At 61.5% G+C, this 22,082-nt stretch carries 16 protein-coding genes; 4 read left to right on the top strand and 12 right to left on the bottom strand.

Annotated features, from left to right (window positions below; all coding sequences use genetic code 11):
• Nucleotides 1-273 precede the first annotated feature (273 nt).
• From ABD837_RS07270 to polA, 5 genes are all read right to left on the bottom strand, one after another.
• Entirely contained in the window at nt 274-666 is a 393-nt protein-coding gene (locus ABD837_RS07270) for a hypothetical protein (protein ID WP_345052238.1), read from the bottom strand.
• Between the two features lie 485 nt (nt 667-1,151).
• Entirely contained in the window at nt 1,152-1,454 is a 303-nt protein-coding gene (locus ABD837_RS24965; protein WP_425554312.1) for a transposase, read from the bottom strand.
• The gene (locus tag ABD837_RS07280) at nt 1,421-1,879 is read right to left on the bottom strand and encodes a hypothetical protein (protein WP_345052243.1); all 459 of its coding nucleotides are present in this window, start codon (nt 1,877-1,879) and stop codon (nt 1,421-1,423) included. Before ABD837_RS07280 ends, ABD837_RS24965 begins: the two co-directional genes overlap by 34 nt.
• Nucleotides 1,880-1,909: 30 nt before the next feature.
• Nucleotides 1,910-2,524 (bottom strand): DUF6915 family protein, encoded by a 615-nt coding sequence (locus ABD837_RS07285; RefSeq protein WP_345052246.1) that lies wholly within the window; start codon nt 2,522-2,524, stop codon nt 1,910-1,912.
• Nucleotides 2,525-2,533: 9 nt separating this feature from the next.
• Complete coding sequence (gene polA, locus ABD837_RS07290) at nt 2,534-5,422, bottom strand: DNA polymerase I (RefSeq protein ID WP_345052248.1); 2,889 nt, start codon at nt 5,420-5,422, stop codon at nt 2,534-2,536.
• Between the two features lie 271 nt (nt 5,423-5,693).
• Here polA and ABD837_RS07295 point away from each other — a divergent pair, with 271 nt between their 5' ends.
• Nucleotides 5,694-6,308, top strand: a complete 615-nt coding sequence (locus tag ABD837_RS07295; protein ID WP_345052251.1) for a 3'-5' exonuclease — start codon at nt 5,694-5,696, stop codon at nt 6,306-6,308.
• Between the two features lie 104 nt (nt 6,309-6,412).
• Here the strand turns inward: ABD837_RS07295 and ABD837_RS07300 are convergent, their stop codons facing one another.
• The 6 genes from ABD837_RS07300 to ABD837_RS07325 all read right to left on the bottom strand — a co-directional run bounded on the left by ABD837_RS07300 (nt 6,413) and on the right by ABD837_RS07325 (nt 16,088).
• The gene (locus tag ABD837_RS07300; protein ID WP_345052254.1) at nt 6,413-8,851 is read right to left on the bottom strand and encodes an MG2 domain-containing protein; all 2,439 of its coding nucleotides are present in this window, start codon (nt 8,849-8,851) and stop codon (nt 6,413-6,415) included.
• Nucleotides 8,852-8,864: 13 nt separating this feature from the next.
• On the bottom strand, nt 8,865-10,046 hold the full coding sequence (locus tag ABD837_RS07305; protein ID WP_345052256.1) for a DUF4249 domain-containing protein: 1,182 nt from the start codon (nt 10,044-10,046) through the stop codon (nt 8,865-8,867).
• Between the two features lie 16 nt (nt 10,047-10,062).
• On the bottom strand, nt 10,063-11,238 hold the full coding sequence (locus tag ABD837_RS07310; RefSeq protein WP_345052260.1) for a DUF4249 domain-containing protein: 1,176 nt from the start codon (nt 11,236-11,238) through the stop codon (nt 10,063-10,065).
• Nucleotides 11,239-11,318: 80 nt separating this feature from the next.
• Nucleotides 11,319-12,470 (bottom strand): DUF4249 domain-containing protein, encoded by a 1,152-nt coding sequence (locus tag ABD837_RS07315; RefSeq protein ID WP_345052263.1) that lies wholly within the window; start codon nt 12,468-12,470, stop codon nt 11,319-11,321.
• 4 nt (nt 12,471-12,474) lie between these two features.
• Complete coding sequence (locus tag ABD837_RS07320) at nt 12,475-15,240, bottom strand: TonB-dependent receptor (protein WP_345052265.1); 2,766 nt, start codon at nt 15,238-15,240, stop codon at nt 12,475-12,477.
• A gap of 95 nt (nt 15,241-15,335) precedes the next feature.
• Complete coding sequence (locus tag ABD837_RS07325; protein WP_345052267.1) at nt 15,336-16,088, bottom strand: hypothetical protein; 753 nt, start codon at nt 16,086-16,088, stop codon at nt 15,336-15,338.
• Nucleotides 16,089-16,331: 243 nt separating this feature from the next.
• On the opposite strand from ABD837_RS07325, the gene ABD837_RS07330 reads away from it, so the two are divergent.
• Nucleotides 16,332-17,057, top strand: a complete 726-nt coding sequence (locus tag ABD837_RS07330) for an energy transducer TonB (RefSeq protein ID WP_345052269.1) — start codon at nt 16,332-16,334, stop codon at nt 17,055-17,057.
• A 3-nt stretch (nt 17,058-17,060) separates the two neighbouring features.
• On the opposite strand, the gene ABD837_RS07335 is transcribed toward ABD837_RS07330, so the two are convergent.
• Nucleotides 17,061-17,828 carry an alpha/beta fold hydrolase gene (locus ABD837_RS07335; protein ID WP_345052271.1) on the bottom strand — a complete coding sequence of 256 codons (768 nt, stop codon included), beginning with the start codon at nt 17,826-17,828 and terminating at the stop codon, nt 17,061-17,063.
• A gap of 94 nt (nt 17,829-17,922) precedes the next feature.
• On the opposite strand from ABD837_RS07335, the gene ABD837_RS07340 reads away from it, so the two are divergent.
• Both ABD837_RS07340 and ABD837_RS07345 read left to right on the top strand, forming a co-directional pair.
• Nucleotides 17,923-18,921 (top strand): SRPBCC family protein, encoded by a 999-nt coding sequence (locus tag ABD837_RS07340; RefSeq protein WP_345052274.1) that lies wholly within the window; start codon nt 17,923-17,925, stop codon nt 18,919-18,921.
• A gap of 247 nt (nt 18,922-19,168) precedes the next feature.
• Nucleotides 19,169-21,994 (top strand): bifunctional transaldolase/phosoglucose isomerase, encoded by a 2,826-nt coding sequence (locus ABD837_RS07345; protein WP_345052277.1) that lies wholly within the window; start codon nt 19,169-19,171, stop codon nt 21,992-21,994.
• The last annotated feature ends 88 nt before the right edge of the window (nt 21,995-22,082 follow it).

Genomic DNA, 22,082 nt, shown 5'->3' on the forward strand with positions numbered 1-22,082 from the left:
TTTTTGCTGTCATGACAGAAGAAATATACGTCCTCCTTCTGTCCGGCCTACCTAGACCACCTCAATGAATCCCTTTGAGCTCTACACGGGCGGATTCACGGCATCAGGGGCTCCTTAAATGAGATATGTAGGGGCGCTGTGGCCTGACGCCGAATCCAAAAAAACGCCGGTAAATCTTTGCCAACTGAGCAGCCATTTACGGGAGTTCTTTTGCAAAAGGGCGGAGCTACACGCTTGGTGTGTAACTCCGCCCTTTTGCAAAAAAAAGAACCTCTATTGCCCGATTACCCACACTGGCACGGCTTGCGCGCTGCTGCCCCGGCCGGTTTCCTTCTTCACCTCTTTTCCGTCGAGAGAAATAGAGGCCGTAATTTCTGACGTGGCCGGTGACCCGCTGGGCAGACTGGCCAAGATGCCCACGTGGTCGCCAAGCTTCATCGTCCGCTTGAACGAGTAAGTTGCTGGCAACGCCACGTTGCTCAGCGTCGTTGAGCCGCCGCTTTCGTTGTCATAGCTGAGGTAATCCGCCACCGAGGCGTTCGACGTGACCTTGTACTCTACTTGGTATTCCTTCGGCCCGGTGGGGGCCACCTCTTTTTCTTTGGAGCAGCTGCTAGCAGTGGTCAGGGCCGCGCAGCTAAGCAGTAGGTAAGCAAACTTTTTCATGGAAGGAGGGAAAAGTAAAACAGTAGTGAAAGATTGGGAAGTTGCATCAGCGGTAGTGATAGCACAGTCCCACCCCGGCTTGCCTCGGCCACTCCTGAATAAGCGGCCCGGTGAAAGGGCACACGAAAGTAAGAACAGTAATTCCCGGAAAGGGAATTTGAGCAGGGCCGGAGCGTCAAAAACATCCTTTTTCGGAGGGGAGAAGTAGCAAAACCCAGTTGCGGACTGTAGCGGGGGGTAAAAAAAATTGTTCCGAGTGGAAAAAAAACTGACGTCGGGAGAATTAAAAAGTCAACTATTTATCTAATTCAGTCTATTGCGGCACCGATATGCCAGAAGGTAAGGAAGGAAACAGCCGTCTTGTCGCAGCGGTTGGCCAAGCGGCGATACTGCTTGAGGCGGCTAAAAAGCGCTCGACTTTGTTCCGGTCGCAAGGCGGTCGATTCGAGCATCACCCAGTCCAAATTCGGAAGCTTTTAAAGCCTCTAACAGCTATGTCTACACGCTTTTTGCGTCAGTCGGCGGAAGCACCGGCAGGCGGAAGTGGACTTGCCGAACCATTCGGGCAAGTCGGCCCAATACATTACCGTATGTATGAGCCAAACTACAGCATTGAAAAAAAGTCGGTTGTCTTTGGCCGTTACGCCGCAGCAAAGGCGATTGTCCTCACGCTTTAGTGAGCCTGCAGCCAGTTGCGCCCGCTGCCCACTTTCAATGGCACGCTGCGGGGCAGCAGCAGCGCCGTCGTCATCAGCTAAACCTGAAACAGCACCATCCGACCGGTGTATTGCTCGCTCATCCCTTCGTCGGGTGGATAGTTATCTGATTCTTCATCATCGGGGCTGGGTGGCTCGGGACGGGTAAGGCCCATCTCAGCCAGTTGCGCGTCAGTCATATCCAGCATCCAGCTGTCATCGGAAAAGGCTTCGGATTTGTAGTCGATTATCACATCAGCCCCTTCCAAAAAGATGCGGCCGGTGCCTTCCATCGAAAACTCTCCTACCCCCGGCAATTCCAACCGGTCAGTCAGGTACTGGTCGAGCAGAAAAGATAAATCGTTCTCGGCCTCATAATCAGTCTGCAATTCCTGGTCGTTCAAACGCGTGTAAACGAAGCTCTCATCGCCGCCACAATCCCAGCGAACGGTAAGGCTGTGGCCGGCTTGCAGCGTTTTAGCAATCTGAATTTCAGCAGCGTTTGAGGGAGTGCCCATTTTTTAGAAAATCAACTGATAGGAAGTGGTTTAAGCCGCTTTTTCCTGCTGTTGCAGCCAAGCCAATGCCTTGGGGTCAGGGCGATACTGCCAGGGATAACGCAAGGTAATATGCGCTAGCAGTTGCGCTACGGGTATCGGGGTGGGCTGCCAGCGCAATAGTTCCTCGGCGGCCGGCAGGCCCAGCAGTTGCTCGGCCAGATAAAGCCCAAACGTGCTAGTGGTCAACAGCAATGCGGCTGAATAACCGGTGCGCAGGTATGGGCGTAACACCAGTTGCCGCAGGGGGGGCGAGAGGGTGGCGGGCAGTTGGTCGGGGCTACTGATGGGTAGTGCAGCCAGCAGCTCCGGGCCAGGGTCGGCGAGCCACTCGGCCAGGGTGGGCACCCGGCCCGACAGGTCTTCCTGACAGTGGGCGGCGGCCACATCGCGCACCAATACCTGGCGGTTATCACTGGTGGTGAGGATATCACCTAACAGTTCGGTGGCCCACTCGATGCCTGTAGTGTGGTGCAGTAGCAGCCGGTGGCGCGGGTGGTAGCAAAACAGCTTGCTACTATCCAGAAACCGATGCACGGGCAGGAAGTCGGTCGGCTGCCCGCCAAACTTGTGCTGCGACAGCAAACAGTGCTTCCAGATATTCATTGCCCGGCCTTAATGCGCCTGCAGCCAGTTGCGCCCGCTGCCCACTTCTACTTCCAATGGCACGCCGCGGGGCAGCAACAGCGCCGTCGTCATCAGCTCCTTGATTTTGGGGGTAATGTACTCCACTTCCTCCGTCACAGCATCAAACACGAGTTCGTCGTGCACCTGCAATATCATCTTGGTGCCCAGCTTCTCCTCACGCAGCCAGTGGTGGATGTTAATCATGGCCATTTTGATGATGTCGGCGGCCGTGCCCTGGATGGGGGCGTTGATGGCGTTGCGCTCGGTGTAGCCGCGCAGCGTGGCGTTGCGCGAGTTGATATCGCGCAGGTAGCGGCGGCGCTTAAGCAGCGTTTCGGCATATTCCAGCTCGCGGGCCCGGTTGATGCTGTCGTCCATAAACGCCTTCACCGACGGGAATTCCTGGAAGTAGGTCTCGATAATTTCCGTGGCTTCCTTGCGGCTGATGCCGATGCGCTGGGCCAGCCCAAAAGCCGAAATGCCGTAGATGATGCCAAAGTTGACGGTTTTGGCCTTGCGGCGCATCTCCGAATCGACGGCATCCATGGGCACTTTGAAAACCTTGCTGGCGGTGCTGGTGTGCACGTCCTGGCCCAGGCGAAAGGCCTCAATCATGGTTTTATCGCCCGAGAAATCGGCCATGATGCGCAGCTCCACTTGCGAGTAGTCGGCTGCCAGCAGCACGTGGTTTTCGTCGCGCGGCACGAAGGCTTTGCGGATTTCGCGGCCCCGCTCCGTGCGAATGGGGATATTCTGCAGGTTGGGATTGGTGCTGCTGAGGCGGCCGGTGGCGGCCACGGCCTGGTTGAAGCTGGTGTGCACGCGGCCGTCTACCACGCTCACGAGCTGGGGCAGGGCCTCCACGTAGGTGCTGCGCAGCTTGGTGAGCTGGCGGTACTCAAGGATGAGCGCGGCAATGGGGTTTTCGGCGGCGAGTTGGCTCAGGATTTCCTCGCCGGTGGCGTACTGGCCGGTTTTGGTTTTCTTGACTTTTCCCTTGCCGATGTCCATTTTATCGAACAGCACCTCGCCCAGCTGCTTCGGCGAGCCGATGTTGAACTCCTGCCCAGCCTCGCGGAAAATCTGGGTTTCCAGCTCCGTAATGTAGCCCTGCAGCTCGGCCGAATACTCGTTCATGGCCCCGGAATCAATCCGAATGCCCTCGTACTCGATGTCGGCCAGCACGGGCACCAGCGGGTTTTCCACGTCGTTCAGCAAACCCAGCAGGCCCAAGTCCTTCAGCATGGGTTCGAATACGTGCTTGAGCTGCAGGGTCACGTCGGCGTCTTCGCAGGCATAGTCCTTCACGGCGGCCGGCGCCAGGTCGGCCATCGTGATTTGCTTTTTGCCTTTGGGCCCGATGAGGTCCGTAATGGGCACCGGCGAGTAGTGCAGGTAGGTTTCGGCCAGCACGTCCATGTTGTGGCGCATGTCGGGCTCGATGAGATAGTGGGCCAGCATGGTGTCGAACAGCGGCCCCGAGATGTTGACGTTGTAGTGCTTGAGAATGGTGAGGTCGTACTTGATGTTCTGACCGATTTTCAGAATCGTCTTCGACTCAAAAAATGGGCAAAACTCGTCCACAATGGCCTGGGTGGCGGCTTGGTCGTCGGCCGGTACGGGCACGTAGTAGGCCTCGCCCGGCAGCCAGGCAAAGCTCAGGCCCACCAGCCGCGCGGTCATGGTGTCGAGGCCGGTGGTTTCGGTGTCGAAGCTCACTTCCTCCTGCTGCAGCAAGAAACTGAGCAGCGACTGGCGCAGCTCGGGCGTGTCCATCAGGTGGTAGTTATAGGGCACGTCTTCGAGCCGCTTGCGCGGGCCGGCCGGTGCGCCGTGGCTCCCGGTTTCGCCCTCTTCGGCTCCAATGGCCACGGCCTCATCGCCGGGGTTGCCAAACAGCGAGGCCTGGCCACCGGGCACCAGCTTGGGCCGGCGCACTGGCGTGCTGCCGGGCGCGGCCACGCGGGCCGGCGTGCGCTCGGGGCCACCCCCCAAAATGCGGGCCGACAGCTGCCGAAACTCCAGCTCGTCGAACAGCTCGCGCAAAACCGTCTCATCGGGCGCATCCAGCAACAGCTTGTCGGCCTCAAAATCCAGTGGCACGTTCACGTGGATGGTGGCCAACTCCTTGCTCATCAGGCCCTGCTCGGCAAAGTTGCGCACGTTTTCCTGCTGCTTGCCCTTTAGTTCGTCCACATTCGCCAGCAGGTTTTCGACCGAGCCATACTTCTGAATCAGCGTCTTGGCCGTCTTCTCGCCAATGCCGGGGATGCCGGGGATGTTGTCGCTGGCGTCGCCCTGCAGGCCCAAAATGTCAATCACCTGCTCCACGCGCTCAATCTCGAAGCGAGCCAGCACGTGGGCCACATCCAGAATCTCGGCCGCGTTGCCCATGAAAGCGGGACGGTAGATTTTGATGTTCTCCGTCACCAGCTGGCAGTAGTCCTTGTCCGGCGTCATCATAAATACCTCGAAGCCTTCCTTTTCCGCCTTCTGGGCCAGCGTGCCAATCACGTCGTCGGCCTCGAAGCCGTCCATCATCAGCATGGGGATGTGGAAGCCCTGAATGATTTTCTTGATGTAGGGCAGCGCGATGCCGATGTCCTCGGGCATGGCCTGGCGCTGGGCCTTGTAAGCGGCAAACTGCTCGTGCCGGAAAGTCTTTTTCGGCCCGTCGAAGCACACGCCGATGTGGGTGGGCTTTTCCTTTTGCAGCACTTCCACCAAGGTGTTGGTGAAGCCGAGCACGGCCCCCGTGTTCATGCCTTTGGAGTTGATGCGCGGGTTTTTGCTGAATGCGAAGTGCGAGCGGTAAATCAGGGCGAAAGCGTCGAGCAGGAAGAGCTTCTTGGGAGCGGCGGGAGCGGTGTCGGACATAAGGACGAAGGTACGGAACGGGCTTGGCGGGGCCACACGGTGCAACTGACGAATGCTGGCAGCTGCCGTACAAGGCGGCCCGGTGGTCGATAATGCTACGAATTGCAGGGTCTGGCGGCTGAGTTTGCCGATTCATGGAGGCCCGTTTTCAATGTTTCCAGCTTCGTGCCGACCAGGTAGTTGTCCACCTCTCGGTTGCCAGCTGTGCACTTGGTTCCGCTTGGTGTCCCGAAAAATAGCCCTGAATAGGCCGCTCCCGTATGCCCAGCCAATGCGCTACGTTTCCCTCGACCTCGAAACTTCCGGCTCGAACCCCACCCGCCACCAGGTACTGGAGCTGGCCGCCGTTATCGAAGACAGCCGCCACCCGCTGCCGCTGGCCGAGCTGCCCGCCTTCCGCCGTGTGGTGCGCCATTCGGAGTATGCGGGCTCGGCTGGGGCCATTGCCCTCAATGCCCGCCTGTTTGAGGAGTTGGCGCGCAAAGAGTTCAATCCCGAGCTCTGCACACCTGCTGAACTGCTGCCCCAGCTGCGGGAGTTCCTGTTGACCCACGGTTTCAAAACCGATAAAGCCGACTGCGTTTCGGTGACGATGGCCGGCAAAAACATTGCGGTGTTCGACCTGGGCTTTCTAAAAGAATTGCCCGGCTATGGCTCCCTCGTACGCGCCGAGCCTGCCATGCTCGACCCGGCCGCGTTTTACCTCAACTGGCACAAAGACTCGCGCCTGCCCAGCATGAGCATCTGCAAGGCCCGCGCCGGCCTGGGCCGCGAAGTAGCGCACGAAGCCCTGGCCGATGCCCTCGACGTGGTGCGCCTGCTGCGGCCGTTCTACGAGTTGCCGGGGTACAAGCAAGTACAACCGCAGCCCGGCGAGTTGGCTTGAACAAGTAAAAGACTGGAAAAAAAGCCGGGCCTTTCCTGCTTCAGTCTGAAGCGGGAAAAGCCCGGCCTGCGGTCGGTCACTGACTTACAAAAGTTTTACAACAGTTACAAGGCGGGCTTCACTTCGAGCACGAAGCTATGGCTGCCGGCCAGGCCATTGGCGGCCAGGCCCTGCAGCACCACGAGGTAGCGCCCGGCCTGGTCGCCGGTGTAAAATTCCAGTGGGACCACACCGGTAGCGGTAGTCCGAATCGCAGGGTTCCAGTACAGCAGGTTGCGCAGGTCGGGCAGGCGGCTTTGAGTCGACTGGGGCGTGTCGTAGCGCGGCGCGTAAAACTCGCGCTGGCGCTGCACTCCCTCGTACTGCTGCACCAGCACGCGCGGGTCGAGCTCGAAGCCTTCGAGGTCGCCCTTGTAGGTGCTCAGGTTCACAATACCGTCGTACATAGAACTGCCGTGGAAGTAGCGGCTGTCCACCACTTCCAGCTTTCTGATTTTCAATGGGTTGATGGCCATTATTTTATTCATGTTGAACACCGGTACCCCGTCAAGCAACACCATTGGGTTGTTTTCGAGCACCGTCTTGTTCACTTTATCAACCACCAGCAGGTGATAGTTGCCTTTGCTGATGCGCACCAACACGCCCGGAACGTACTCGCGCATTACCTCCTCCATGGTTTTGAAGCGCGTGAACTTGTCGAGCAGGTAGGACTCGCTGGGCCGCCCGAAAAAAGGCAGGCTGTCGACGGGTTCCACTGCAAAGCGGCTGCGGTATTTGCCTGCAAATGCCTGCTGTACCTGCGCCTGCAGGTGCCGCCGGGTATAGTCGCGCTCGAAGCGGGGCAGCACCCCCACGGCCGGCCCCGCCGTGCTGGCATAGCGCGCCGAGAACGGGTCGAGCAACGTCAGGCGGCTGGTACTGTCCTGGCTGGGGTCGGCTTGCAGCACCAGGTCGCGCGGGCCGCTGAAGTCGGCCAGCTCGAACTGTACGATGCCCCGGTCGTTGCTCCGGGCATTGCTGAGCCGCGTGACGAGGCTAGGCGATGCCAGGAAGGTGGTAACATTGGGGCGGGGCTGGCCACTGCCGGCCTGCGCTAGCTGGGCACGGGCCACCAAGCCATGCGGCTCCGGCCGAAACTCCATCGGTTTGGGCGTGGCTGCCAGCACGTCTTCCCATTTAAAGCGGCTCCAGCCCTGCGTCAGCAGCAGGTTGTCGGTGGCTTCGAGAGCCGTGGGGCTATTGGCGGTAAAGTAATAGTCGGGGTCTTCGACAGTCCCGGCCAGCTCCGAAGTCAGCCAAAGCGAGCGGTCGATACCGGGCAGGGGCGTGGTGTTCAAGGAATCGAGCCGGTACACGGCCATCGACAGGTTGGCGGCCAGGGGAGTTTGCTGGTCGGCTGCGCTCACCTGCACCTGCACTTTTTCGCGGGCCGAGTACTGCGGCTTGTCGGCGCGAGCGGCAATTGCCAGCGTGCGCTGCGGAGCCCGGAAGTACAGCCGCTCGCACACCGGTTGCTGCGCGCCCGTGAAAACCGTGAAGTGCGACACGCCATCAAGCAGCGTGCTGGGGTCGACGGCGAGTGTGCCCTGGCCGTTCACCAAGATCAGGCGCTTAGCCATGGCTACCTGCTGGCGCGAATGGCCCAGCAGGTACACGGTGGCATTGGTGGCCGGGTTGGCACTTACCGTCAGGGTCAGGTGGGCTGGGTCGGGCTGCTCGAGGTGCAGCACGTAGCCCTGGTCGAACACGCGGGGCAGGGGCCGGGTCACGGGCTGGCCATTGGGCAACAGCACCACCGCGGTGTAGGCATCGGTGCCCACGGCCGGGGTAAAGGCAAACGAACCCATGCCGCGGTGCAGGGTCTGAAACGTAGCCACCACCGCGCCGCGCTGGTTCAGTACTTTGCCTGTGGCCGCCACGCCACGCCCGGCTTTGTCGGTTACCTTAAACGCCACGCGGCTGCGCAGGCCGCGCACGAGGTTGCCGCCCTCCGGAAAAAACTGCACATCGGCCGTAGCCGAGTCCTTGGCAGCCGTGCCCGAGGCCGTGAAGGTGTTGATGACCGTGACGGCGGTGTGAAAATACGTGTCGGGGCCGAAGTTACGCATCCAGCTGGTGTAGGCCCGCACCGTGTAGCGGCCCGCGGGCAGCGCAGCCGGCAGCACAAACGAGCCCTGACCGGTGGCTTCGCGCAGGGCCACTTTGCCCTGCAGCACCGGCTGGTGCTTGGTGTCGAGCACCTCCACGTAGGCCACGCTGCTCAGCGGCAGCGGCCGGGCGGTGGTGCCATCGGCGGCGTACACGCTGAACCACATGGTTTCGCCGCTCAGGTACACCGGGCGGTCGAGGTGCAGAAAGAGCTTTTCGTGGGGGTCGCGCTGCTCGTGCCGCCGCACCTGGCGGCCAATGCGGTCGAGTGAGTCGGCCGGAGCCTGGGCAACGGCGGGGCCGGCGAGCGCCAGCCACAGACCCGACAACATAAGCCACCGAAGACGGCCAGCCGGCCGGGCAGAAGTAGCGCGAAGGAAAGGCAGGAAAGGCATAAGCGGGAAATGATTAGGGCCAGAAGCTGGGCTTGACGGACGTGCCACGGGTACGGCAATCAATACAGTCGCGCGTTTGGGCAGTGTAGCCGGTCTCGTTATGGTCGGAAACTTTTTCAATTGGCAGAATGCTGCCATTGCCAAAGAAGGACTGTAGGGATATCAACGGGTCCATTGCAAGCCACAGCGTGTCGGGCGGGTAGCAGGCCTCGTAGCCGCTGGGGGCCAGCCAAGCAGCTGGCAATTCGCGTCGGGCCACAAACAAGCGCTTCTCGGTGACCGAATGGGCGCCGACAAAGCCCAGCACCGGCTCGGTGCTGTTGCTCAGGCAGTGCACGTTGCCGGTGAGCTGGGCCGGCTGCGCGTCGAAAAGCGAGCCGATGTTCTCCGTGTTTTTCCTCAACAGTTCCCAGTACGCGAATTCTTCTTTCGTCAGGGCCTGTTGCTGCACCAGGATGCTGTAGCCGCTGTGTAACCGCTCGGAAGTGGAGGGCACTTGGCGCAACAGGCGGTCGGTAACCACGTCCTGGCTCAGGGGCGTGGTGTTGGCCAGCAGCACGGTGGTGGAAGGGGCCGAAGCCCAGCACTTGGTCGGGAATACAACGGTGATGTCGGGCAGCGGCAGCGTGTTGGGACGGTACTCGACCTGGGGACTGTATATCGGGTCAATTTGCCAGGTTTCGACGTAGTTCCAGCGGTAGTAGCGGGCGGCATTGGCCGGGTCGTGGGTGCTGAGGCTAATGCTGAGGCCGTCGGCGTCGGCTCGCCAGCTCAGCTCGTCGATGGGCGGCGTGTTCTTGACGGGCACGAAATCGGAGGCGTATTCCTTGCCGCCGGCCGTGTTCAGGTGCAGGCGGTAGCGCCGGGCCGGGTTGAACGTCAGGGCCGTGGGCGAGGAATAGGTGCCGGCCGGGGCCTCGCGCAGCAGCGTGCGCGGGCCGTTTTCTTCCTCGACGTACACGGCGGCCCTGGCCTCGACGGGGGCCGGGCCGGCCGCGCCGATGGCGTAGGTGCGCGTGAGCTTGACGCTGGTCGGGCCCTGGCTGTTGAGGAAGCCGTCGACCACCAAATAGCTCGGCGGGCTTTTGGCCACCTCCGGCAGGTAGGGGTCCGTGCAGCCGCCGGCCGCCAGCAGCAGCAGGGTGCTGAGCGCGCGCAGGCTTGGTCGAAAGCCGGAAGAAGGGGGATGGGGCATGGCGGTAGGCAAAAGGTTAGGGCCAGAAGCTGGGCTTAATGGCCGAGCCGCGCGTGCGGCAGTCCACGCAGTCGCGCGATTTACCCGTATAGCCAATGCCTAAAAGCGTTATGTGCTCAATGGGTATATATTCTCCGCTGGCAAAATAAGATTTCAGCGCCTCCTGAGGGTATTTGAGCGGTGGCTTACTCAGCCAGACGGTGTCGGGCGGGTAGCAGGCTTCGTAGCCGCTGGGCGTGGGCCAGTGGCGGGGCAGGTCGCGCCGGTCGACAAATAGACGCTTCTCGGTGACCGAATGGGCGCCGACAAAGCCCAGGGCCAGGTCGGCGCTGTTGCTCAGGCAGTGCACGTTGCCGATGAGCTGGGCCGGCTGCGCGTCGAAAAGCGAGCCAATGCTCTCCGTGTTTTTACGGAGCAACTCCCAATAGTCAAACTCCTCCTTGGTGAGGGCAAATTGCTGCACCAGCACGCTGTAGCGGGTGTTTAGGCGCTCCGAAGAGGGCGGCAGCTGGCGCAGCGGGCGGTCGGCGACCACGTCCTGGCTCAGGGGCGTGGTGTTGGCCAGGAGCACGGTGGTGGAAGGGGCGGTGCCCCAGCACTTGGTTGGGTACGGCACCGTAATGTCGGGAAAGTTAATTGTGCCGGCGCTGTATTCCACCTGGGGCCGGTAGATGGGGTTGATTTCCCAGGTTTCGACGTAGTCCCAGCGGTAGTAGCGCGTGGCGTTGGCCGGGTCGTGGGTGCTCAGGCGGATATTAACACCGTTGTTTTCGGCGCGCCAGCTAAAATCGTCAATGAGGGGCGTATTCTTTACCGGTACGAAGTTGGAGGCATATTCCTGATTGGCCAGCGTGTTTAGGTGCAGCCGGTAGCGTTTGGCAGGGTTCAGGGTGAGGGCCGTGGGCGAGGTGTAGATGCCGGCGGGGGCTTCGCGCAGCAGTGTGCGCGGGCCGGCTTCTTCCTCCAGGTACACCGTGGCTTTGGTTTCGGCCGGCGGTGCGGTTTTGGCCCCCACGGCGTAGGTGCGCGAGAGCTTAATGGTCGTCACCCCCTTGCTGTTGAGAAAGCCGTCGACTACCAGGTAGCTCGGCGAGTTCTTGACGGCCTCCGGCAGGTATGGGTCCGTGCAGGCCGGCAGCAGCAGCAACAGGACCCAGCGCAGCCGGTGCGTCAATAGCAGAATCGAGTTCATCAGCAAGGATTAAAAAAGGAAGGTTGGTGCATACGAAAGGGGCCGCCCACCGCAAGGGTCGGGTGCTGAAGCCTGCTGAGTTATGGCCAATAAACAGGCCTAGTGGCGGTTCCACGCCTACGGCAGTCAATGCAGTCGGCAGTAGCAGCCAGGTAGCCGACCAAGCCACCATTTTTGTAGGTCGCGTAAATGGGTAAATAATTAGAGCCAAAAGAATAGCTTTCTGTACCGGGCCGCACGGTGTCCGGTGGCAGGCAGCTTTCGTAGCCGGTGAGGGGGCGCCAGGCAGCGGGCAGTTGCGGCCGGGCAATGAAAATGCGCTTTTCACGGAGCGAGTGTGCGCCAACATACCCCAGGGCAATGGCCGCGGCATTGCTGCCCAGGCCGCGCACGTTGCCGGTAAGCTGCACGGGTTCCGGGCCGAAAAGCGAGCCGATGCTCTCCGTATTCTTGCGCAGCAGCTCCCAGTACTGGTGCTCATCCTTGGTCAGGGCGTGTTGCTGCACCAGCAGGCTGTACCGGCGCAACAGCTGGGGCGCCGTGCTCGGCAGCTGCCGCAACGGGTACGCGGCCACCACGTCCTGGCTGAGGGCGGCAGTGCTAGCAAGCTGCACGGTTGTGCCGCGGGTGGTGCGCCAGCACAAGGCCGGGTAGGGGGCGCTGAGGGGGCGCAGGCGGCCGCCCGAAAACTCCAGGCTCGGGATGTAAGGCGAGACGATTTCCCAGGTTTCGGCGAATTCCCAGCGGTAGTAGCGCGTGGCGCTGGCCGGGTCGTGGGTACTCACGGTGATGTCTACCTCGCTACCCGTAACGCGCCAGTCGACCGTGTCGATGGGCGGCGTGGTTTTGACGGGCACAAAGGCCGAGGCGTATTCTTTGCCCGTGGCCGTAGTCAGGTGCAGGCGGTAGGTGTCGGCGGGGTTCAAGGTCAGCGCATCCGAAACGTAGGTGCCCTTCACTGCACTTTCGCGCAGGGGGTACTGGCGGCCAGATTGCGCCTCTACAAATACGGTGGCGCTGTTTTCGGTGGGCGGGCTGGCGGCCAGGGCAATGGCGTAGGTGCGCGAAAGGTTGATGGTGCTGATGCCCTGGCTATTGATGAAGCCATCGACTACCAGGTAGCTCGGGGGCGTGCTCACCGAGGGCGGCATGAACGGGTCGATGCAGCCCGGCAGCGGGAGCAGCGTCCAGCAAAGCAGCCAGCCGGCAGGTCGGGAGAGGAAGCGGCGCATAACCCTAAAACTTAAAGTTGTAGGTGACCGTGGGGATGGGATTGCCGAAAATAGAAAGTTGGTACCCTTTAATCTGGCCGTTTACCGACTTAAAGTAAATGGAGTACGGGTTGCGGCGGCCGGTGAGGTTGTACACGCCCACCGTCCAGGAGCTATGAGCCAGCTTCTTCACCTTGTGGCTGCCCTCAATGTTCAGGGCCAGGTCGAGGCGCAGGTAATCGGGCACGCGGTAGGCGTTGCGGTCCGAGTAGAACACGCGCAGCGAGTTGTTCAGGTAATACTTCGAAATGGGCAGCGTAATGGGCCGGCCCGTGCTGTAGGTGAAGTTGACCGACGTGCTGAAGCGGTGGCTGAACCGGTAGTTGCCCACCAGGGTAAAGTCGTGGGGCTTGTCGAAGTTGCTGGGGTAGTAGTTGCCGCCGTTTATCATGTCGGCGGTGGTGGCGCCGTTCACCTGCACCAGCGAGCGCGAGTAGGTGTAGCCCACCCAGCCATTGAGCTTGCCGGTGAGTTTTTTCACGAACACTTCTACGCCATAGGCCTTGCCCCGGGCATTGATGATGTCGGTTTCAATGTGTGGGTTGAGCACCAGCGTAGCCCCACTCTTGTAGTCCACGAAATCGTGCAGCGTTTTGTAGTACGTCTCCACCGACGTCTCAATGGTGTTGTTCTTGAAGTTGCGGTAGTAGCCCACCGAAAACTGGTCGCCCACCTGCGGCCGGATGCTGGCGTCACTAAGCTTCCACACGTCGGTCGGCGACACCGACGCCGTGTTCGAAAGCTGGTGAATGTACTGCCGGGTGCGGGTGTAGCTGCCCTTCACCGACGAGTTGTCGGAAAGCGAAAACCGGGTCGAAACGCGGTATTCTGGCCCCTCGTAGTGGGCCAGAATTTTGTTGTTGGCGTAGTGCACCGTGTCGGTAATGCTGGACTCGGCCCGCGTTTCGCCCGGGGCGTACTGGTACACATCGCGCGGGCCCAGCGCCTGGAAAAACGAGTAGCGCAAGCCCACCGACACCGAAAAGCGCGGCGAGATATCGAATTTTTCCGAAGCGTACAAGGCGCTTTCCACGGCCCGCTCGCGGCCCAGAATCACCGGCTTCACCAGCGAGGCCGCACCCTGCGGCGTGTAGCTGCCGGGCGAGATGTTGTAAACCAGCGTGCTGCCGCCGAAGTCGATGCTGTGGCGCGAGTTGGGGTAGTAGCTGAAGTCGGCCCGCAGCCCCGACTGGTTGATGGAATACTTCAGCAACGAGGCCGTAACCGGGTTTTTGCTACTCGTCACATCGTAGTTGTAGCTGCTGTAAGTGCCCGTGAGCACGCTGAACAGCTGGTTGGTGAAGTTGTGGCGCCACTTAATACTGGCCGCCTGGTTGGTGTAGTGGTAGGTAGTGTCGCTGGCCAGCCGGAACCGGTCGGTGCTGAAGTAGCCCGTGGCGTACAGCGAGTTCTTCTCGCTGAACTCGTGGCTGAGGTGGCCCGTCACGTCGTAGAACGAAGCCGCGCTCTGCGAGAAATTTTTGTCCGACAGCGACTTCAGCAGCCAGTCGGAGTAGCTGGCGCGCCCGCTCAGGATGAACGAGCTTTTATCCTTCAGGATGGGGCCTTCCAGCGTGAGGCGGCTGGTGAGCGGCCCGATGCCGCCCGAGCCGCCAAACTTCTTCTTGTTGCCCTCGCGGGTGCTGATGTCGAGCACCGACGACAGGCGCCCGCCAAACTTGGCCGGAATGGCGCTTTTGTAGAGCTCCACGCCCTGCAGAATGTCGGGGTTGAAAGCCGAGAAAAAGCCAAACAGGTGCGACGGGTTGTAGATGGTGGCGTCGTTGAACAGAATCAGGTTCTGGTCGGTGGCGCCGCCGCGCACGTTCAGGCCCGTGCTGCTTTCGCCCACCGATTTCACGCCCGGCAACGTCAGAATCACGCGCAGAATGTCGGTTTCGCCGAACACCGTGGGCACCTGCTTCATGGTCTTGATGTCGAGCTTTTCCAGGCCCATCTGCATGCCGGCCACGTTCTTGTCCTTCTCGGCTTCCACCACTACCTCTTTCAGCGTCACCACGTCTTCCTCCACTTCAATGTCGAGCTTGCCGTCGGCCCGCAACACCACTTGGCGCCGCGTGTTCTTGATGCCCACGCCGCGAATCTTCAGCTCGTGCGTACCCACCGGCAGCGTGAGCGAGTAGCCGCCGAACTGGTCGGTGCTGGCCCCGATTTTGGTGGCTTCAGAGTAAATCGAGGCCCCGATAACCGGCTCGCCCGTTTTGTGGTCGCGAATGCGCCCGGCCAGCGTGGCGCGGCTGCCGGTGCCGCCTCCCGTGCCAATGGTGTACACCCGCGCTTCCGACACGCTCACGAGGCGCGAGCGGGCGGCCGGCGTAGTTGCCTCGTCGGCATCGGCGAGGGCATCGGCCGCCGTCGCCGCCCGGAAAAAGCTGCCCGGCAGGGTGGTCGACAGCACCGGCCCGGTCGTCACAATCACCCGGTTCTCGTCGTCGATAACGTAGTGGAAGCGGGTGTTGGCCAGCGCACGCTCCAGTACCACTTGCACGGGCTGCGCCTGCACCTGCAGCGTCACAAACAGGCTGTCGACGGCTTTGGGGTCGAAGTAGAAGTGCACCGGCGTCTGGGCTTCGACCTGGCGCGCAAACTCTTCGAAGGGTAGGTGCGAAAAGGTGCCGCTAATGAGCTTGTCGGCCCCTTGCTGGCAATAGGCGGTCAAGCTGAATAGCAGGAAGCCGCCCAACAGAAAAAGCGAATACGCGTGCTTCATGAAAGGTGCAGTAGAAAAGCGCGGAAAGCCCGGCGAATGGAAAGCGGGATAGTGGAAGGCGGGATAATAACAGGAAGCGTGCGAGCAGGCCAGCCCTACGATGTGGGCAGCCCGTTGTAGTAACGGGTCAGTTCCACCAGAGACTCTTCGCGGTGGGCTTGGTTGAAGCTCAGGCGGTGCTCCTTCAGGTACTGCTGCATCTCTTTGCTGTGGTTGGCAAAAAGGCGCAGGGCCGCACCCTTGCTGTGCACAGCATAGTAGCGCCCGGCCTTCTGCATATACAACCGGGTAGTTTCCGAAAAAGAGACGTCGACGTAGGGCTTGTTGAGGTGCTCGTACATGGCTTTAGTGCGCCTGGCCAGTACCTGCACCGGGCCATCGGCCAGCAGTTCGTAGTAGCCGGTCCGGATAATGTCGGCGTTGGCACTATCTGCTGCCAGGCGTACAAACTGGTGACCATCCACGGAAAAGGCGCGCACTTTTTCGTCAATAAAGCGCAGCTTGAGCGGGTTGCCGGGCTGCGAGAGGACCACCTGGTCGAGCAGCAGGTCGTATTGCAGGCGCACATTGCTAAACTCGCGGTCGTTGTAATGCGCCGAGCCAAGCATCATCTCCGGCTTGAGGAAAAACTGGTGGCCCGTACTGGTGTGGTACTTACGGGTGTAGTCCGCGTACTCGGGCCCGTTGTAGAGGTAGGGGTAGTTCACCGACTCGGAGGCGTATTCCCGCCGTAGCGTTTCGGCCGCCGCTGGCAGCCGGGCTTCGGGGCCGGCCACTTGGGCGCGGGCTGGTGGCCCCGCCAGCAGAGACGCCACAATCAGGAGCAGGAAGGTGCTCGTTTGTTTCATTCGGGAGAAAATGAGGATGCAGACAACACTGCACTGCAGCTAAGGTAATATCTGAAGATACAATCGTACTAAACAACTTAAAATAAAGTGTTCAGCGGGCCGTATTCCGGGTAGGGCATAACGGTATCTTCGCGCTAATCTTGCCTTCCTCCCATGTTCTTCATCCGAAAACTACGCCTAGCACTACTTGCTCTCGGCCTACTGGCTCCTGCAGCACTGCACGCTCAACCCACTGAAACTAGTTTGGCCGACTACACTGGCCCGCGCTACCCCGGTGGTCCCGACTCGCTGCGGGCGCTGGTGTACCGCAGCACCCGGCAGGCCGGGGCCGCGCCCGCCGGCCACGCGCTGGTGCAGTTCGAGTTGATGCCGGATGGCAAGCCCACCAAATACACCATCGTGCGCCCGCCCGACCCGATATCCAAACCCTTAGTCGATGCCACGGCTTTGGCCCTCAACTATCTGGAGGGCCACATGCTCGCCTGGCAGCCCGCCCCGCCCAACCCCGATGCCAAGCCGGGTGATAAATTCAGCCGGGTGAGTTTGGTGCTTGATTTTGCCGTGCTACCCACTGCGCAAGTCTATGAGTATGCCGAACAGAACCCTGTGTTCGGCACGCTCACCCAACTTTTGCCGGAACGCCAGCGAAGCTACTTGCAGCAGTTGGCTGCCGACCCCGAGAAGCGGGCCCGTTTCCAATCGTCGGTGCGGGGGCTGGTGGCGTTCTGCCAGATGCAGGTCCGGTATCCGCCCGCGGCCCTGCGGGCGCACGAGCAGGGCACGGGCTACGCCAGCTTCGAAGTTGCCGAAAACGGGGTCATCGAGCACCCCGAAATTTTGGGAAGTGTCGGCCCCGCCCTCGACAAAGAGATACTGCGCGTGCTCCCGGCTGCCTCCGCCCCGGCGCACCTGCACGGGCAGCCGGTGCGCGTGCGCTACGTGCTGCCGCTCACCTTCAAAATAATGTAGCCGCTACCGCCCAAACACCGCGGCCGCCAGCGCCAACACTGCCCGGCGCGTGGGCTCAGGCTGCTCCAGGTACGCGAGGTGCCCGCTGCCTTCCAGAAACAGCGCCGACCCGATGGGCGGTAGCGCCGCCTGGCGCACGGCTTCGTCGAAATGCACGGCCACGTCGTGCTTGCCGGCCACCATTAATACTGGGAAAGACGCTTTGGCCAGCACGGCGGTACGGTCGGGCCGCGCAGCCATGCCGCGCAACGCGCCGGCAATGGTGTTTTCGGGGGTGGCTTTGCCAATTTCTTCCAGCAGCCCGCGCGCCTCGGTAAGGCGGTCGCGGTTGGTGGGGGCAAACAGCGGCCGCACGAACGACTCCATGAACTTGCCCACGCCGTGCTTCTGCACGAAGGTGATGTTCTTTTCGCGGTTTTGGCGCTTCTCGTCGGTGTCGGCCAGCGCCGAGGAGTTGATGAAGGCCAGGCCGGCCACGCGCTGGGGCCAGCGCTCGGCCAGGGCCAGGGCCACGTAGCCGCCCATGCTGTGACAGACAAGCAGCACCGGCTCGGGGCAGCCTTTTTGGTTGAGGTAGTCGATGACGTAGCGCGCCTGGGCCTCCATCGAGAAATCGGGCACGGGCGCCAGGTTGGTGCCGTGGCCGGGCAAGTTGGGAGCCAGCAGGCGGTAGCCGTCGGGGAAAGCGCGGGTGAAGTCGGACCAGACCTCGCGGCTTTCGGCGAAGCCGTGCAGGAAAACGATGGTGGGCGGCGTAGTAGTGGGCGTCATGCGGGCAGGTACCTTGCGAAACAGTTGGCGCGGCCATGCCAGAAGAAGCTCTGGCAAGCCCGCGCCAACTGTTTCAATTTCATCAAAATTACTCATGAACATTCCACGGCAACGCTACCCGTTTCTGCTGGCGCTTGGAGTCGGCCTGGCCTATTCCCTGGCTACCCGTTTTTTGTTTGCCGCCGGTACGTTCCGCACCATCTTCGATACTGGCCTGTTGAGTTGGGGCTTCCTGCTTGTGATGCCGCTGGCACTGGGGGCCATCACGGCACACTTCATTCCAGCTACTGCCTCAAAATGGTGGCGAATGCTGTGGGCTCCCTACTTGGTGGTTTTTACTTTTCTGGGCAGTGCGCTGCTGTTTCATCTGGAAGGAATTATCTGCGTGCTCATCATCACGCCGCTTTATTTAGTGATGGTCTACCTCGGGGCTAACCTCTACATTGATTTGACGGCTAAACTGCCCAAGCGCGGCGACAAAACCCTCGTTGTAGCCGCCTTCGCCATTCTGCCATTTATCGCCGCGCCCCTCGAAAACCTCCTGAATAACCCCAACGACTTCCGCCGCGTCGAAAACGCACTTATCATCAACGCGCCGGCGGCCGTGGTGTGGCAGCACGTTATTCGCGTAGCCCCCATTCCCGCTCAGCAGCTGGGCCACAGTGTGATTGACGATATCGGCTTTCCGCGTCCCGTCGAAGCCACGCTCACGCACGAGGGCGTGGGCGGTGTGCGCCACGCCACCTTCGAGCGGGGCGTCGAGTTTATTGAAACCGTGGATGAGTGGGTGCCGCAGCAGCGCCTCTCGTTCAGCATCGTGCCCAACACGGCCACCATTCCGCCCACCACATTTGATGAGCACGTCATCGTAGGCGGCAAGTTTTTCGATGTGTTGCGTGGCACCTACGAATTGCAGCCCCTCGGCCCCGGCCGCACCCGACTGCTCTTGCACAGCCAACAGCGCCTGAGCACCCACCTCAACTGGTATGCCGGGCTGTGGACGAGCTACGTGATGAGCGAAATCCAGGGCCGGATTCTGATGGTGCTCAAGCAGCGTTGCGAGGCGGCCGAGGCCGTGGCGGTACAACGGTAGCAGCAGATTTGGGCCTCAAGCCGTCAGGCCGAGCACAACCGAGGCATCTCGCGTGCAATAGTAATCCAACTGCATGTGTGTTCATGATTACTGCCCCAAGCGAGATGCCTCGGCTGCGCTCGGCATGACGTTCTGTTTTAGCCATGCCCCAACCATGCCCGCCCTCTTTCTCACTATTTAGCGTACACCGGTTGAAAACAACCCCCATCGTGCCTGACCTTTGGGCCCTTGAACCAATTGCGACTCCATGAACCCTCTCGTTGACATCCGTCAGTTCGACCAAAGCCTGTGGCTGGACTTTATCAGCCGTCCCATCATCATCGACGGCAAGCTCCAGCGCCGCATCAGCGACGAAGCCCTGCGCGGCGTAACCTCGAACCCGGCCATCTTTGCCAAGTCCATCGGCGACACGGCCGACTACGATTCGGCCATTAAGGCCCTGTCGCTGCAGGGCAAAACCACCGACGAAATCTATACCAGCTTGGCTGTGGCCGACGTGCAGGCTGCCTGCGACCTGTTCCGCCCGCTGTACGACGGCGAAGGCCACGGCTCCGACGGCTACGTGAGCCTCGAAGTATCGCCCGAGCTGGTGAACGACACCGACGGCACCATCGCCGAGGGCCTGGCCCTGTGGAAAGCGGTGGACCGCCCCAACGTGATGATTAAGGTGCCGGCCACGCTCGAAGGCCTACCCGCCATCCGCCGCCTCATTTCGGAAGGCGTGAATGTGAACGTGACCTTGATTTTCGGTCTGGAGCGCTATCGCCTGGTGGCCGAAGCTTTCATCGCCGGCCTTGAGGACCGCGCCAAGGCCGGCGAGCCGCTGGCCCGCATCGACTCGGTGGCCAGCTTCTTCCTGAGCCGCATCGACGTGCTGATTGACCCGCAGCTGGAGAAAATCGCGGCCGAAGGCGGCGAGAAAGCTGCCCTGGCCCAAAGCCTCGTGGGCGAGGTAGCCATTGCCAGCGCCAAGCAGGCCTATCAGATGTACAAGCAGATTTTCGCCGGTCCGCGTTGGGAGGAACTGGCCGCCCAGGGGGCCGAAACCCAGCGCCTGCTGTGGGCCAGCACCGGCAACAAAAACCCCAAATACGACAACCTGCGCTACGTCGACGGCCTCATCGGCCCGCACACGGTGAACACCGTGCCGGTGGAAACGCTGGACCTGTTCGGCAAAAGCGGCAAGGTGGCCGTCACCCTCGAAGACAACCTGGAGCACACCAAAGAGGTGCTCGCCCGCCTGCCCGGGCTCGGCCTGAACCTCGATGAGCTGACCCAGCACCTCGAAGAAGATGGCGCGGCCAAGTTCAAGGAGCCCTTCGCCAAGCTCATGCAGTCCATCGAAAAGAAGCGCGCCCTTGCCGTGAAAGACAAGGTGGACGAAGCCACCATGCAGTTGGGCCAGTACCAGGCGGCCGTGGATGCCCAGATTGCCAAATTCAACGCCGACAACTTCGTGCCCGGTTTCTGGGACAAGAAGGCCGACCTGTGGACGGGCGACGAAGCCGGCCAGTTCAGCATTCGCAGCTACATGGGCTGGCTGCGCGTGGCCGAAACGATGGTGGGTGCGGTACCCGAAATCGAGCAGTTTGTGCACGAGGTGAAAGCCGCCGGCTTCAGGCACGTGGTGGTGATGGGCATGGGCGGCAGCACCATGGCCCCCATCGTGTTCAAATCCGCGTTTGAGAAAGGCGAAAACGGCCTGCCGATGTCGGTGCTCGACACCACCGACCCCGGCGCGGTACGCGCCATCGAAGCCGGGTTGCCGCTGGCCGAGACGCTGTTCATCGTGGCCAGCAAATCCGGCACCACGGCCGAGCCGCTGGCTTTCGGCGACTATTTCTACGCCAAAGTCAAAGAAATCAAAGGCGACCAAGCCGGCGAAAACTTCGTGGCCATCACCGACCCGGGCTCCAAATTCGTGAAGGATGCCACGGCCGCCAAGTACCGCCGCATCTTCCTCAACTTCGCCGAGGTGGGCGGCCGGTTCTCGGCCCTCACCTACTTCGGCCTGGTGCCGGCGGCTCTCTACGGCCTGCCCATCGGCGAGATTCTGGAGCGAGCCATCCTGATGATGCGCGCCTGCGGTGCCTACGGCCCCACCGATAGCAACCCCGGCCTGGAGCTGGGTGCCGCCCTCGGCGTGCTGGCCGGGCAGGGCCGCGACAAGCTTACCCTCGTGGTGCCCGAGTCGCTGCAAGACCTCGGCCTGTGGCTGGAGCAGCTCATCGCCGAAAGCACCGGCAAGGAAGGCAAAGGCATCCTGCCCGTGGCCGGCGAGCCCCTGGGCGACCCCAGCATCTACGGCACCGACCGCGTGTTCGTGTACGTGGGCTACCAGGGCCAGGCCGACGAGGCCAACACCAGCAAGCTGCAGGCTCTCGCCGCCGCCGGCCACCCCGTCATCACCCTGCTGATGAAGGACGCCTTCGACCTCGGCCAGGAGTTCTACCGCTGGGAAGTGGCCACGGCCGTGGCCAGCGCCGTGTTCCAGATTAACCCCTTCGACCAGCCCAACGTGCAGGCCGCCAAAACGGCAACCGACCAGCTGATGAAGGCCGTGGAAACAGAAGGCAAGCTGCCCGAGGGTCAAGCCCCCGCCGCTAGCGAAAACGGCGTGGACTACTACACCGCCGCCCACGGCGAAGGTGCCGCCGGCGTGTTCAAAGCCTTCTTCGCCCAGGCCCAGCCGGGCGATTTCGTGTGCCTGCAAGCCTACCTGACCGAAACGCCCGCCGTGAGCGCCAGCCTGCTGGCCCTGCGCCAGCGGGTGCAGCAGGAGCTGCACCTGGCCACCACCTCCGGCTACGGTCCGCGCTTCCTGCACAGCACCGGCCAGTACCACAAGGGCGGCCCCAACACGGGCCTATTCATCCAGTTCACCGACGATAACCCGCAGGACCTGGCCCTGCCCGGCCGCTCCTACACCTTCGGCACCTTCAAAAATGCCCAGGCGCTTGGCGACTTGCAGGCCCTGCGCGACAATGGCCGCCGCACCCTCCGCGTGAACCTCGGCCACGACGCCGAGGCCGGCCTGAAAACCATGCTGGCTGCCCTACAAACCGCGTTCTAAAAGCGGTGGGGAGCACTTAGGGAATTGCTCCCACCAGTTGAGTTACGCATCAAGTAAAAAAGCCCGGCTTTTCCAAAATGGAGAAGCC

The organism is Hymenobacter glaciei (assembly GCF_039539585.1).
GTDB classification, from domain to species: domain Bacteria; phylum Bacteroidota; class Bacteroidia; order Cytophagales; family Hymenobacteraceae; genus Hymenobacter; species Hymenobacter glaciei.

Bases quoted from the DNA above. Each gene is read 5' to 3' on its own strand.
- ABD837_RS07270 (WP_345052238.1), bottom strand. From the start codon at position 666: ATGAAAAAGTTTGCTTACCTACTGCTTAGCTGCGCGGCCCTGACCACT.
- ABD837_RS07280 (WP_345052243.1), bottom strand. From the start codon at position 1,879: ATGGGCACTCCCTCAAACGCTGCTGAAATTCAGATTGCTAAAACGCTG.
- ABD837_RS07285 (WP_345052246.1), bottom strand. From the start codon at position 2,524: ATGAATATCTGGAAGCACTGTTTGCTGTCGCAGCACAAGTTTGGCGGG.
- polA (WP_345052248.1), bottom strand. From the start codon at position 5,422: ATGTCCGACACCGCTCCCGCCGCTCCCAAGAAGCTCTTCCTGCTCGAC.
- ABD837_RS07295 (WP_345052251.1), top strand. From the start codon at position 5,694: ATGCGCTACGTTTCCCTCGACCTCGAAACTTCCGGCTCGAACCCCACC.
- ABD837_RS07300 (WP_345052254.1), bottom strand. From the start codon at position 8,851: ATGCCTTTCCTGCCTTTCCTTCGCGCTACTTCTGCCCGGCCGGCTGGC.
- ABD837_RS07305 (WP_345052256.1), bottom strand. From the start codon at position 10,046: ATGCCCCATCCCCCTTCTTCCGGCTTTCGACCAAGCCTGCGCGCGCTC.
- ABD837_RS07310 (WP_345052260.1), bottom strand. From the start codon at position 11,238: ATGAACTCGATTCTGCTATTGACGCACCGGCTGCGCTGGGTCCTGTTG.
- ABD837_RS07315 (WP_345052263.1), bottom strand. From the start codon at position 12,470: ATGCGCCGCTTCCTCTCCCGACCTGCCGGCTGGCTGCTTTGCTGGACG.
- ABD837_RS07320 (WP_345052265.1), bottom strand. From the start codon at position 15,240: ATGAAGCACGCGTATTCGCTTTTTCTGTTGGGCGGCTTCCTGCTATTC.
- ABD837_RS07325 (WP_345052267.1), bottom strand. From the start codon at position 16,088: ATGAAACAAACGAGCACCTTCCTGCTCCTGATTGTGGCGTCTCTGCTG.
- ABD837_RS07335 (WP_345052271.1), bottom strand. From the start codon at position 17,828: ATGACGCCCACTACTACGCCGCCCACCATCGTTTTCCTGCACGGCTTC.
- ABD837_RS07340 (WP_345052274.1), top strand. From the start codon at position 17,923: ATGAACATTCCACGGCAACGCTACCCGTTTCTGCTGGCGCTTGGAGTC.
- ABD837_RS07345 (WP_345052277.1), top strand. From the start codon at position 19,169: ATGAACCCTCTCGTTGACATCCGTCAGTTCGACCAAAGCCTGTGGCTG.